Below are 12,690 nucleotides of genomic sequence, written 5' to 3' on the forward strand. Positions count from 1 at the left end.
GATATATGGCTATGATATTAAGTTCGGAAAATGTTGTAGAATATCTAAAATTATGTGGTTTTTGTGGATTAGACAACGAAGCTAATACCAAAATTGAGCCGAAATCAGCTAAAAACTTTAACTTATTACTGACTTTTCCCGACGGTCGTAAAGTCCTGATCAAGCAAGAACCTCTCAACCTAGATGGGAAAGCATCTGGTGAGTTTTTGCGAGAATGGCAAATTCAGGAATTTGCCCAGAAATTTCCAGGATTAAGTCAAATGCGCGACTGGATATCAGAGGGACTTAACTTTAATCCCGATGATTCAATTATTATTTTTAATTACCTAGATAACTATCGTGATGTGATGGCTTTCTATGGTAAGGAAAATATTTATCCCTTAGAAATAGCCTCTGCTATAGGAACAATTTTAGCCCGCATCCATAGCTTAACTTTCAATCATAAAGATTATCAAGATTTTATCTCTTCATCCTTTAAAAATCAAGCTAGCGATCCGGTTGAGCATTTAGTTAAAAATTTGGGACGAATTAGCCCAGAAATTTTTGGTTCTGTTCCTGCTGATGGTCTAAAATTCTTTTCTCTGTATCAACGATATGACAGTTTAGGCCAAGCCATAACCGAACTGGGAGATTCTTTAAAACCCAGTTGTCTAACACACAATGATCTGAAATTAAATAATATTCTATTAGCTGATGATTGGGAGCAAGGTATTGGCAACAGCACTATACGATTGATTGATTGGGAGAGGTGCAGTTGGGGAGATCCAGCTTTTGATTTAGGTACGCTCATTGGTAGCTATCTACATATCTGGTTGAATAGTATGATTACCAGCAAAACCATCACTATCGATGAATCCTTACGGATGTCGACAACACCCTTGGAGATAATCCAACCTTCGGTTGCTGCTTTAGCGATCGCGTATTTAAATCATTTCCCAGAAATATTACACCATCGTCCTGACTTTTTACAGCGAGTCGTACAGTTTGCTGGTTGGAATTTGATTATCGCTATTCAATCAACCCTGCAATACCAAAAATCTTTTGGTAATACGGGTATATGTATGCTGCAAGTGGCTAAGTCTTTATTGTGCCGTCCAGAAGCATCAATTCCTACAGTTTTTGGAATGCAGGCATCAGAACTTATATCCACAAGCTTATCTACCGTTTAACTTAAACCAAAACAAGCCTCTTACTCATCCTGAAAAGAGGGCGTCCCATTGGTGCAGCGTCTCGTAGAGAGCGTCGCAGTCCCACCCTTGAGCAATATTTGATTTTAAGACGCTCGCGGACTCGCTACCGCTACGCTATCATATGATTGATAGGGTGGCTGAAGAATCGCTAATTTATGTGTTTTTCCTGGTAAAATACTTGTGGTTTGCTTCATCCACACTAATGTCTGATAATAAGCCTCTGTCCAGTTGTATAATGACTACTGACAAGCGACTCCGTTGCACAGCATAAAAGTAAGTCAGCACATTTTTGATTAATACAAGTTACCAATTGGTTTGAGAGGTAGTGCAAATAAGCCAGCATCTCATCTAGGGCAGTAAAACTTGTATGGTATAAGGTAAGAAATTCATAGTCTGCGGTAGGTCATTTCGTGGACTTTAAACAAAGCTCAACGCCTCCGTTCACATAGCGTCTTCGTAGGAGAAGCTGTCTTCTGGATTAGTTGAGAAGCCTAAACTGTACAGCTTGTTGTCAGTGTCGGAGTATGTCAAAAATGGCATTTTTCTTCCCATCTCCCTTTAGTTAAAGGCAAGCACCTATGCAACTACTAGATCCGTTGCCAATAAAACTAGCAGCTATTCCAGAGTCATTGCAGCATTCATTGCAAGATATAATTAATAAAATTCAAATAGAATCGAAGTTCTGTATTCGCCATCCCGATTACAAACCCCTTGAAGTCACAGCTGAGACACTCCCACGATTTCAGCAATTGCCCTCAGATGTACAAGATAAATATTTAAACGCCCAACTATCTAATTTTCTCTACGGCATTTATTACAACGGTTCCCTAAAACGTGCTTTAGCACTTGATGGGGAGACAACAAATTTAGCAGTCAACCAAAATTTAGAAAATAACACCTTTCTAGGCGTGGATGTGGTGTTTTACAATCGCCTCCATGAAAGCAACAAAGGTGAAGGCTACTTTAGTTCCGATTGGCTGGTGGTGAAAGAAGAATCAGATGGCGCTTTAGCAGTACACAAGGGTGGTTTGACTCTGCACATTGAACGCAGCAAACATTTACAACCGCAAGACGAAGCTGTAACTGTAGGAAATCCAGTTGCTATCAAACTGCCCAAGAATTTGGTGCAAAACGGTTTTTACATGGCAGTTAGTAATACAGGCTCTTACAGTGGTGAAAATATAGTAAGAGTCTATTTTAATTTAACTACTGATGGTACAGTTGCAGTCATGGAAAGCTTGACTACCCAACTTAATGCCATCGCCCTGCCTTTCAACTTTAAAGCTTTATACAACCCTTCAGATTATGGGCGTTATGACTCAGCGGTACTTTACTTTGACAAAAACAACTATGAAGTTGTCCACCCGATACTAGAAAAGGTGTATGCAGAACACCAGACCCATTTTCTGCCAGAAGTGCCTTTATTTACTAAACTAATCGCACCAGGATTAGCGATCGCTGAAGAACCAGACCAAAAATTTGGCGAAAAAGAAAGTTTTGGGACGAATCGCTGTCAAATTATAACCAATGGTTTGATAAAAGCTTGGGAGCAAGATGATAATTCGCCAGAAGGTCGGATGGCATCGATTTTTGCACAATTCTCCGCGCTGGAAATTGACTTACAACGTCCTTACCTCAATGCCAAATCTGAAGATATTTACCCTGCTTTAAAGTTATGAAAATTACTAATCTTGCTCCTGATTTTCAGACTCCTGATTCTCAGCCGCAGTTAACAGCTGCTGAGGAACTTGCCATTGCTAATAGTAGATTTGCTCAATCAGATCTACCTTTTTACCGCAAACTTGGGCGGACTGACTTAACTGTTAGTTGTTTAGGACTAGGAGGTGGGGGCCACATCTCCAGTGAAGATACCCTTTACGCCTTCGACCAAGGCATCAACTTTTTTTTCTACTCCAGCGACTTACATCAATATCTTTATAGTTCCATGCGTCCCGCACTCCGCCAATTATGCGGACGCGGTTCCTCAATGCGTGAAAAGGTAGTTCTGGCAACTGTCAGTTACATGATTAAAACCCCAGACACAGTATTTACCTATTTATTCGATCAATTTATCGACCTGGGTATTGACTACGTTGATGTGTTTTTCTGGGGCTGGATTGATGAGCATAATCATCCTGCTTTTGAAAAGTGTATCAGCGCTTCTGATGATATCCGTGGTCCCAATACAGTATGTCAGCGCCAGATAGAAAGAATGTTTGGTGTCTCAGAAAAGCTGAAAAAGATGGGTGCAGTGCGCTATATTGGTGCTTCTTTTCACGACCACGATTTAGCAAAACAGTGGTTAAATAGCCCTTTATTGGACGTTGTGATGGTGAGGCACAACGTGGCACATCGTACAGCCCAAAGAAAGGTTTTCCCCCATTTGGATGCTAACGATCCCCATCGACCAGGGATTGTCACCTTTAAGTCAGCGGGTATGCTTGGTGCCCTCTGGGAACCCCCGGCTAATCTACCAACTGGATGCTGGCAACCTTCAGTTCCAGATTTATATCGCTATTCTTTAAGTCAAAACTCTGTAGATGTTGCCTTAGCAGGTTGGCAAACTCGTGAACATGTAGATGCAGCAATTCAAGCTGTGCAAAAGGGCAAACTTACTCCTGAAGAAATCGATTACCTCAACCTTTACGGCGACTTACATCGCAACCGCATCAAGCCTCACGAAATTCCTACCGAACGTTTGCTTGTTGGCAGATAGAAATAACAATATTACTTAAATATCATCAAGCCATGACCGAACAATTAGAACAAACTTTACCGCTCAAGCTTTTAACCAACGAACCCGTACAAGCCCATCCAGCAACCGATGCAGAAATTTTGACATATCTGCGTCATTCTGCTAGGTTTGCAGAAATAGCGATCGCTGCTGAACGTGAGGCATTAGTTTTAGCCAACTGCAACCAGTTGGGAATTGAAATATCTGATGATGAATGGCAAGCCGCTGGCGATGCTTTCCGCTCAGAACACAAGTTATGGGGAAATGCAGAAACTAGTGCATGGCTGGAGGAGCAGCGCATTAGTGTAGATGAGTGGTCGCAAGGAATTAAAGTAGCACTGTTAGAGAAGAAGCTTAAAGAACATCTGTTCGGTGTAACAGTCGATGGCTCTTATGTTTCTAACCGCGACAACTACAGACGGGTAGCGCTATCGCAAATTCTGGTTGCTGACCTGGCAACTGCTTGGAAAATCGTGCAAATTCTACGCGAAGGACAAGCTTCTTTCTGTGCTTTGGCTTTGGAACATTCTAAAGGTAAGCAGTCGCAAGAAAATGGCGGCTTTGTAGGAATTCGCTATTTAGTAGAACTGGTACCGGAAATTGCCAAACCTCTTACCGAAGCTAAGGAAGGTGAAATTATTGGCCCTGTGCAAACGAAAGTGGGATATCACGTTATGAGAGTAGAAAAGTGGTTCCCCATAGAATTAAATCAAGCAGTGAGAGAACAAATTATGGACTCGTTGTTTCAAGCGTGGTTGCAAAATTTGAAAAATTCCCACCATAAATGAATTGTAGAGACGTTGCAATGCAACGTCTCTTCATCATCGGTAGACTCCAACAATTGAGCGGTATATTCTTCTAGAGTGAAAATATGTTTCATGGGCGAACCATCCACAGCATGAGGATTATTGTAGCTAGATTTACGCTGTGTTGTACTAGTCCGTATTTGTCACCCTTTTAAATAAAGCTCGATAAACAGGCTCACCCTTTTTTTGCGTACCTATTTCCCGTTCTGTGGGTACTGGTAGCGGATTTTCTGCTAACCATTCTCCTGTACCAACTTTCTGATAAGCTGGGTGGGCAGCAAAGCGATCGCGCATTTCCACAGCGACAAATTCCATATCTGATTGCAGAAATACAACTCCCCCAACTGCAACATAATTGGCTAATTCTGCCACTAGTTCTGGTTGTACTACACGGCGTTTAGCATGGCGGGTTTTAAACCAAGGATCGGGGAATTGAATTGTAACGCGTTGTAAACTTCCTGGGGGGAGGCAAGATAACAGCGATCGCAATGAGTTATTCACATTGCAAAATAAGTAGTGCAAGTTTGTCAAACCTAACTCAGAACGTAACTTATTCGCCTCCACCACCAGTGGTTCTCGAATTTCCAAGCCGAGATAATTCCAGTTTGGTTCTATTTGGGCCATATTCACCAAAAACTGTCCTTTAGCGCAGCCAATATCTAAATGTAGCGGTTGATTTGGCTTTGCATAAATTTTTTCAAAGTCTTGGGGACTTGCTGGTGTTTGATACTTTTTACCAAGTGGATTAACATGCTGGCGGACTCGGACTGCTGCCAAAATTTGCTCTCCTTTACGTGAAAATGCCCTGTTGATTCTGATACCAATTTCTGCAAGTGTTCCTTTAATTACATTTTGGAAGGCTTTATCCATTTCTGCTCTTTGTCTAAGTAGAAATGATCAACTATGGTTTAATTTTTCAGACCTTATTTAGTGACAAATCTAATAAATAACGGTTATAAAAGTAAGAGCTATAAAGCCAATTTAAATTGTTGCCTTAAATTTGCCCCGTCATCTTTCAATTTAAGTAATTTTGCACTAAGCAACCTTTTAGTTCACTGTTCTTGTTAATTAGGTAGAGCTTATAAAGTGTAAATTATTATACTCTTTTTTTACTAGATATTTGGGTTAGTTTTCCAGGCAAAAGATAGGCAATATATGCTAGAATTGTATCAAATTATGGCAATTATTCAAGAGAAATTTAGAATAATTTTGCGCTTTGTTGAGTAAACAAGCTAAAATCTACGATTTTTGGAGATTTTTAGGTTATGACAACCTCACAGGAGAGGATTATCCCGATAGACTTGCGAACCGAAATGTCGCAGTCTTATCTAGAATACGCCATGAGCGTGATAGTGGGTCGGGCGTTGCCAGATGCCAGGGATGGTCTAAAACCTGTGCATCGTCGCATTCTCTACGCAATGCACGAGCTAGGTCTGCTTCACGATCGCCCCTTTAAGAAATGCGCCCGTGTGGTGGGGGAAGTATTGGGTAAATATCACCCCCACGGCGATACGGCAGTATATGATGCCTTGGTGCGGATGGCGCAGGATTTTTCCATGCGATCGCCCCTAGTTAACGGACATGGTAACTTTGGTTCGGTAGACAATGATCCGCCAGCCGCCATGCGGTACACAGAATGCCGCTTACAAGCTTTAACTAGCGCTGGTCTACTGCACGACATCGAGTATGAAACCGTAGATTTCGCCGATAACTTCGACGGTTCACAGCAAGAACCAACAGTCTTACCGGCGCGGATTCCGCAGCTGTTGCTCAACGGTTCCTCTGGGATTGCCGTGGGTATGGCAACCAACATTCCGCCGCACAATTTGGGCGAATTGATTGATGCTTTAGTGGCTGTAATCCACAATCCAGAAATCACCGATCTCGAATTAATGCAGTATGTCCACGGCCCAGACTTTCCGACTGGGGCGCAAATTTTGGGAACATCTGCCATTCGTGAAGCTTACACTACCGGACGTGGTTCCATCACCATGCGTGGTGTCGCTAACATTGAAACCGTAGAACAACGGGGACGCCCAGATAGAGAAGCAATTATCATCACTGAATTGCCCTATCAAACCAACAAAGCGGCGCTGATTGAAAAAATCGCCGAAATGGTGAACGAAAAGCGGCTAGAGGGCATCGCAGATATCCGAGATGAAAGCGATCGCGACGGGATGCGAGTTGTCATCGAACTCAAGCGTGATGCTTATCCCCGCGTTGTGCTGAACAACCTCTACAAGCAAACGCCACTGCAAGCCAACTTCGGCGCAAACATGCTGGCGTTGGTGAATAGCGAACCCCAAGTACTCACCCTCAAGCAGTTCTTAACCGTCTTCTTGGATTTCCGGATCGAATCCATTGCTAGACGCACCCGCTACGAACTGCGGAAAGCCGAAGAACGCGACCATCTCCTGCAAGGATTATTAATTGCGCTGTCACACTTAGATCCAATTATTGTCTTAATTCGCCATGCTCCCGATGCGCCCACAGCCAAAGGCGAATTAATCACAACTTACGGACTTTCGGAAGTGCAAGCAGATGCAATTTTGCAAATGCAATTGCGGCGGTTGACTGCCTTAGAAGCAGACAAAATTCGTCTGGAACACGAGGAATTACAAGCGAAAATTACCGACTTGCAAGATATTTTGGCACGCCGGGAAAGAGTGCTAGAAATCATTGAAACCGAAGTCGGGCAACTGAAAACTAGTTTCGCCACACCCCGCCGCACAGTGATTTTACCAGGGGAAGGGGAATTAGATGACCGTGACCTAATTGCCAATGAAAAAGCAATAATTCTGGTTACAGAGCAAGGCTACATCAAACGGATGCCAGTTAACACCTTTGAAGCGCAAAGCCGTGCTACCAGAGGCAAAGCCGCAGCCAAGGTGAAAGATGATGATACCATTGAGCATTTTTTGACTTGCTGCGATCACGACAGTATCTTATTCTTTAGTGAGCGTGGTGTTGTATATTGCCTAAGAGCTTATCAAATTCCGGCGAGTTCGCGTACCAGCCGAGGGACACCAATTGTCCAGATGCTACCGATTCCCAAAGAGGAAAAAATCACCTCTATTGTTCCTGTTGACGAGTTTAGCAGTGAAGAATATCTGGTCATGCTCACCAAAGGCGGCAATATCAAAAAAACCGAATTGGCAGCGTTTAGTCACATTCGCGCCAATGGTTTGATTGCTATTTCCTTAGAAGAAGGCGACCAACTGCGCTGGGTGCGACGCGCCAGAGTAGAGGACAGTGTAATCATTGGTTCTCGTAACGGGATGGCAATTAATTTCCGGTGCAACCACGAACAACTGCGTCCTTTAAGTAGGGCGACTCGTGGGGTGAAAGCCATGAAACTCAAAAATAAAGATGAACTGGTGGGTATGGATATCCTTCCCGCAGCAATTCTTGAAACTTTGGATATAGTTACAGAAGCCGAAACTGAAGACATCGAAGCAATTGAAACAGAAGATATCGAAATTACTGAAACTAATGAAGAGTCCGCAGAAGTGCCTAGCAGTGGCATTGTTGGCCCTTGGGTATTGGTAATTACAATGGGAGGATATGGTAAGCGCGTACCAGTTGCCCAATTCCGCCTGCAAAATCGTGCTGGTCAGGGTTTAATGGCAACCAAGTTCAAAAACCGCAAAACCAAAGACAAGTTGGCAACCCTACGCATTGTCAACAATGATGATGATGAAATCATGATGGTGACAAATCGCGGTATTATCATCCGTCAAGCCGTAAATGCGATTTCTATCCAATCGCGATCGGCAACTGGAGTTAGAGTGCAGCGTTTAGACGAAGATGACGCTATTACCGGAGTGGCAATAGTTCCACCTGATGCTGCCGATGCAGAAGAAGCTGAATAAAAAGCAGGGGGATCTGGCGTTGCAAGGGAGGCAGGGGGAGAGGTTAACCTCTTTACTGCCTTACTTGATTGCCTTAGCTAGCGGTATTTTAATGGGGCTGACCGTCGCCCCTGTTGGCGCATGGTTCTTGGCTTGGATTGCTCTAGCCCCCTTATGGGTGCTAGTTGTCACTTCAGCCAAAGGCAAAAACCAATCCCTCCTTGCTCCCCCTGCTCTCTTCTGGGGTATCGGTTATCACGGTGTCGCCCTATCTTGGATTACCGGAATTCATCCGATGACATGGTTGGGCGTTCCTTGGTTGCCAAGTTTGTTAATCACCCTTTTTTGTTGGGGATTTATCAGCCTCTTGGGAGGAGTATTCGTTAGTATTTGGGCGGCTGTGATGGTTCGCCTAAACGGACAAAAACCGTGGCTCCGTATACTGATTGGTACAGCCGTCTGGTGCGGATTAGAGAGTCTGTGGAGTGCGGGGCCTTTGTGGTGGAGTTCCCTTGCTTATACTCAAAGTCCGCACAATCTTGTAATTGTACACCTGGGGCAACTCTCTGGGCCTAATACTGTGACAGCTGCGATCGTTGCTGTTAATGGTTTAATTGCGGAAGGATGGACGAACCGCCAAAACGCCAAGTCAGCCAAAATTTCCTCTCTGTCCTCCGCGTCTGTGCGGTTCGTTAATAAATACTGGGTTATCGCCACAGGACTATTAATTACCTTACACCTCATCGGTTTTATCTTATATAGCCGTCCCATCGCCCAGTTACCAGAAGCAGCCTTGAAAGTGGGGATTGTTCAGGGTAATATCCCGAACCGACTTTTACGAAGTTCTGAAGGGTTTCGTCGCGCCCAAGAAAACTATACCAATGGATATCTAACTTTAGCAGACCAAGGTGTAGATGCAGTCCTCACCCCAGAAGGAGCCTTACCTATTTTCCAGCGCAACTTGCTGGGAACTGCTTTAGTTGCAGCTGTGAAGGAGAAAGGTGTAGTTGCTTGGATTGGGGCTTTTGGCGAACGAGGAGACAGTTATACAATTAGCTTGTTTACTTTCAACAGTAAGGGTGAAATTGTCAGCCGCTACGATAAGTCTAAACTAGTACCCTTGGGAGAATATATTCCCTTTGAAGGAATTTTAGGCGGGATAGTTCAACGCTTGTCGCCACTGGAGGCACACCAAGTTGCCGGTTCAGCAAATCAGATATTTGACACTCCTTTTGGTCGGGCGATCGCTAGTATATGTTATGAATCTGCTTTTCCTGAGCAATTTCGCCGTCAAGCTGCTGCGGGTGGGCAATTTATCCTCAGTTCTTCTAACGATGCCCATTACACTGCATCGATGCCATTCCAACATCATGCACAGGATATCATGCGGGCAATTGAAACTGATAGATGGTCAGCACGGGCAACTAATACCGGATATTCAGGCTTTATAGATCCTCACGGCAGAACCTTGTGGATATCTGGATATAATACTTACGAAACTCATGCTGAAACAATTTATCGGCGACAAACGCAGACTTTATATGTGCGTTGGGGTGATTGGTTGACACCGCTGTTATTAATATCCTCTGGAGGAGCTTGGCTGCTAATTCAACTTAGCCATACAAAGGCAATAAGCGATTAGTAATTAACTTTTTTCCCTCATCTCAGGATACTACCTCTGAACGCAAGTTAGGATCGTGGATTAAATAACCTGTAACTCTGGTTTAGCGGTGTAATTCCATTGCGGCAAGAATTCATCCAAAACAATCTTCATATTTTATTTCTATTACAAGAGGTAAAGATTAAGTTGCAACTTTGAGAGACGTTGAGACAATGTAGATGATCTCCTGATCATTTAGCAAAGTTATAAGCATTGGAGTAAAGCAAATGAATGCTAGATTGATCGCTTTCTCTGGATTGGTGACAGCATGTTTGGGTGCAGGAATTGGTTTTATTACTGCTAGCTTACTTCCTTCCCCTTATACGAGTCAGATGTATCAAGATTTGGAGCAAAAATACGCGATCGCTGGTGCAGTTGCGGGGTTGCTGATTGGTTCTAGTCAAGAAATGATTAGAGAACTCAAGCAAGAGCAAGATGCAGAAGAAAACTTGCTACGGGATTTGAACAAAGCTATTCAGTCAAGTACAGATAAAAAAAATTACTGATCTGTTTAGTACAACACATTATTCTTTAGAAATACTTCTTTACACAACAACATTCTACTGAGGTGGAAAAAGTGGGAAAGTTGCCCTAGCTTTGCAGACAAATTTCTCCTCCTGCTACCCTTGCTCAAGAACAAATTCCAATGCAAATGAGATAACCAAACTATATCAGGCGGATATTGAAAAATTTCTGTTGAATGCGTAGGTGTAGCCCGCCGTAGGCATCGCTTTTTTCTCAGCGTTTCTGTAAGAGAATTGATATTACAGAAACAAAATCATGGCTGAACATCATATAGCAATCCGAATTGAATCGTGAGAAACTATGGAGATTAAAAGTACCTATTTATCAGCTTTTTAACTTTTTACTCCTAATGAATAGTTTGCGTTTGTATAATTTAGCGCCAAATTATTCCTAGTCTTATGTGGTTTCTGAAATTTCACGTATGGCTTAATAGGATGAAAAAGCTAGAAAATCCAGAGAGATAATGATTACAGCGCCTGTCATGAATTTTATTACTAAGGATGGATGATTTTCAGTTAAATAAACTTGTATTTAATATTACATCTAATGAAATACTAAATTTTTAGGTAATTAATCTTCCTGCGCTACTAAGGAGTAATAATGGTTTTAAGTCAATATCAACGTGCTGTAGGCGTATTTACTCATCGTCGAGATGCAGAACAGGCATTACATGAGTTGAAAAATTCTGGCTTGGCGATGGAAAAAGTATCTGTAGTTGTACAGAATGTAGACCGCAACCATGAGATTGGTAATCATGAAATAGGTGATAAATCCGACGAAGGCGCGACAGTAGGAGGGCTTTCAGGGGGCGCTGTAGGTGGGTTGACTGGTTTATTAGTAGGTCTTGGTACTTTAGCAATTCCTGGAGTTGGTCCAATAATGCTGGCTGGGGCAGCTGCAACCGCTTTGGTTACAACCCTTGTAGGGGCTAGCATAGGTGCAGCTACTGGGACTTTTGCTGGTGCATTGGTTGGTTGGGGAATGTCGGAAGAGCAAGCTAGAGCATATAACCAGCGGGTAGAGGTTGGACACTATTTAATAATTGTAGATTGTACATCTTTTGAAATTGCTAAAGTAGAAGCAATTCTCCTACGTTGGGGTATTGAAGAGTTTGGCATTTACGAGTATATCAACAGTGAACAGGGAACTACAAATTATCTGGCCACCACGACTTCTACTACTACCATTCCTAATAAAAGTGGGATTTTGACCAAATATGCTGTTAGCGCAAATATATATCACTTTGTTCTGTCAGCATTATCTTTAATAATTCTTCCTCTTTACCTTTGAGCTTCGAGCGGCGATCTCCTCCTTGTGGTCTGGCAGTTATCTCCCCCGTCTCTCGATACCGACGCAAGAAGTCACGGATGAATGATAAACTAACTTTAAATCGTTTTGCTAGTTCTCTCTGCGTGCCTTCTTTGCTTTCCCACGCACTTAATATCTTCTTTCGTAAGTCGATTGAATATGCTGCCATTTCTTAATAATCTTCTTTTTCACATCTTTTAAGTTTATGATATTTGTGGCGGGTTTGATATCAAATTGCTGTAAGCTTAAATCAATCTCGTCAACTTGAGACTGAAGTACAAGAAAATAATGATGTGGATTTTTCTAATCATCCGCAATGGAACCATGAATCTGGATGGAAGAATACTTTAAATAATCTGCGTTTCATTATCCAATCACTATTACTATTTTGGTTAATTTATCCCTGGTTAAGTATTTTCCCTAATTCACGTTGGATTTTATTTCTTCAATTCCAAAATTCCAAAGTTCTTGAATGATAGTGATTTATCCCAAACTAAATTTATGATAAACAAAAACTCTCTAGCTCGTATAACAGCTAGAGAGTTTTTGTTTGTATATATCAAACCTGGCATCGAGCTATTTTTGCGTAGGGCTACCCCTAAACTATCGTGGCCGC

10 protein-coding genes and 1 pseudogene are annotated in these 12,690 nt (G+C 42.6%); 9 read left to right on the forward strand and 2 right to left on the reverse strand.

All coding sequences use genetic code 11. The features are described from left to right. Positions 1–5: 5 nt before the first annotated feature. The 4 genes from VB740_RS25490 (at position 6) to VB740_RS25505 (ending at position 4,712) form a co-directional block, all read left to right on the forward strand. Complete coding sequence (locus VB740_RS25490) at positions 6–1,169, forward strand: phosphotransferase (RefSeq protein ID WP_323202659.1); 1,164 nt, start codon at positions 6–8, stop codon at positions 1,167–1,169. A 599-nt stretch (positions 1,170–1,768) separates the two neighbouring features. Next, positions 1,769–2,869: a T3SS effector HopA1 family protein gene (locus VB740_RS25495; RefSeq protein WP_323202660.1), complete on the forward strand. Its 1,101-nt coding sequence runs from the start codon at positions 1,769–1,771 to the stop codon at positions 2,867–2,869. Then, positions 2,866–3,906, forward strand: coding sequence for an aldo/keto reductase (locus tag VB740_RS25500; RefSeq protein ID WP_323202661.1), 1,041 nt, complete (start codon positions 2,866–2,868; stop codon positions 3,904–3,906). Before VB740_RS25495 ends, VB740_RS25500 begins: the two co-directional genes overlap by 4 nt. A gap of 32 nt (positions 3,907–3,938) precedes the next feature. Then, on the forward strand, positions 3,939–4,712 hold the full coding sequence (locus VB740_RS25505) for a peptidylprolyl isomerase (RefSeq protein ID WP_323202662.1): 774 nt from the start codon (positions 3,939–3,941) through the stop codon (positions 4,710–4,712). 147 nt (positions 4,713–4,859) lie between these two features. On the opposite strand, the gene trmB is transcribed toward VB740_RS25505, so the two are convergent. Beyond that, complete coding sequence (trmB, locus tag VB740_RS25510) at positions 4,860–5,507, reverse strand: tRNA (guanosine(46)-N7)-methyltransferase TrmB (protein WP_323202668.1); 648 nt, start codon at positions 5,505–5,507, stop codon at positions 4,860–4,862. A 488-nt stretch (positions 5,508–5,995) separates the two neighbouring features. Here trmB and gyrA point away from each other — a divergent pair, with 488 nt between their 5' ends. The 4 genes from gyrA to VB740_RS25530 all read left to right on the forward strand — a co-directional run bounded on the left by gyrA (position 5,996) and on the right by VB740_RS25530 (position 12,056). Then, entirely contained in the window at positions 5,996–8,602 is a 2,607-nt protein-coding gene (gene gyrA / locus VB740_RS25515) for a DNA topoisomerase (ATP-hydrolyzing) subunit A (protein ID WP_323202663.1), read from the forward strand. Next, entirely contained in the window at positions 8,583–10,223 is a 1,641-nt protein-coding gene (lnt, locus tag VB740_RS25520; protein ID WP_323202664.1) for an apolipoprotein N-acyltransferase, read from the forward strand. Before gyrA ends, lnt begins: the two co-directional genes overlap by 20 nt. Before the next feature lie 245 nt (positions 10,224–10,468). Then, complete coding sequence (locus tag VB740_RS25525) at positions 10,469–10,747, forward strand: hypothetical protein (protein ID WP_323202665.1); 279 nt, start codon at positions 10,469–10,471, stop codon at positions 10,745–10,747. Between the two features lie 619 nt (positions 10,748–11,366). Further along, on the forward strand, positions 11,367–12,056 hold the full coding sequence (locus VB740_RS25530; protein ID WP_323202666.1) for a signal transduction histidine kinase LytS: 690 nt from the start codon (positions 11,367–11,369) through the stop codon (positions 12,054–12,056). Here VB740_RS25530 and VB740_RS25535 read toward each other — a convergent pair. Continuing rightward, complete coding sequence (locus tag VB740_RS25535; RefSeq protein WP_323202667.1) at positions 11,989–12,243, reverse strand: helix-turn-helix domain-containing protein; 255 nt, start codon at positions 12,241–12,243, stop codon at positions 11,989–11,991. The two genes, VB740_RS25530 and VB740_RS25535, sit on opposite strands and share 68 nt — an antisense overlap. A 70-nt stretch (positions 12,244–12,313) precedes the next feature. On the opposite strand from VB740_RS25535, the pseudogene VB740_RS25540 reads away from it, so the two are divergent. Continuing rightward, positions 12,314–12,550: pseudogene (locus tag VB740_RS25540) on the forward strand (hypothetical protein); the annotation flags it as partial. Positions 12,551–12,690 lie beyond the last annotated feature (140 nt).

Source organism: Nostoc sp. UHCC 0251, from assembly GCF_034932245.1.
GTDB lineage: Bacteria > Cyanobacteriota > Cyanobacteriia > Cyanobacteriales > Nostocaceae > Nostoc.

Coding starts and splice junctions, on each gene's coding strand:
- VB740_RS25490 (WP_323202659.1), top strand. CDS start 6: ATGGCTATGATATTAAGTTCGGAAAATGTTGTAGAATATCTAAAATTA.
- VB740_RS25495 (WP_323202660.1), top strand. CDS start 1,769: ATGCAACTACTAGATCCGTTGCCAATAAAACTAGCAGCTATTCCAGAG.
- VB740_RS25500 (WP_323202661.1), top strand. CDS start 2,866: ATGAAAATTACTAATCTTGCTCCTGATTTTCAGACTCCTGATTCTCAG.
- VB740_RS25505 (WP_323202662.1), top strand. CDS start 3,939: ATGACCGAACAATTAGAACAAACTTTACCGCTCAAGCTTTTAACCAAC.
- gyrA (WP_323202663.1), top strand. CDS start 5,996: ATGACAACCTCACAGGAGAGGATTATCCCGATAGACTTGCGAACCGAA.
- lnt (WP_323202664.1), top strand. CDS start 8,583: ATGCAGAAGAAGCTGAATAAAAAGCAGGGGGATCTGGCGTTGCAAGGG.
- VB740_RS25525 (WP_323202665.1), top strand. CDS start 10,469: ATGAATGCTAGATTGATCGCTTTCTCTGGATTGGTGACAGCATGTTTG.
- VB740_RS25530 (WP_323202666.1), top strand. CDS start 11,367: ATGGTTTTAAGTCAATATCAACGTGCTGTAGGCGTATTTACTCATCGT.
- VB740_RS25535 (WP_323202667.1), bottom strand. CDS start 12,243: ATGGCAGCATATTCAATCGACTTACGAAAGAAGATATTAAGTGCGTGG.